Genomic DNA, 243 nt, shown 5'->3' with positions numbered 1-243 from the left:
AATCTCGCGTTCTTCTCGTTGCTCAACCTCATCAGGGCTGTACACGCCGAGGATCACTTCCGGGCAGTACAGGCGAGCCCAATATTTAACGCCCAGATAGGCAATTTGCTGTTTAGGGTTTGAAACCCATAGCGGAGAATTGCAGGTAACAACGCCGGAGAGGTAAAGAGGTTCTCCCCAGGTGATTTCAGATTCACCTCGCAGAATGGCACCAACCTGAACGAACAGGCCGATCTCGTCCTC

The 243-nt window shown here is 52.3% G+C and carries 1 protein-coding gene; it reads right to left on the bottom strand.

The features are described from left to right. Window positions 1-243, bottom strand: a 243-nt coding sequence (locus tag ACLJR2_RS23860; protein WP_219828208.1) for a recombinase RecT, incomplete at both ends; no start/stop codon positions are given.

It is taken from the genome of Salmonella sp. SAL03688 (genome assembly GCF_046551895.1).
Lineage (GTDB): Bacteria > Pseudomonadota > Gammaproteobacteria > Enterobacterales > Enterobacteriaceae > Salmonella > Salmonella enterica.
The sequence above is the reverse complement of the archived record's forward strand: the minus strand, read 5'-3'. Positions and strand labels throughout refer to the sequence as shown.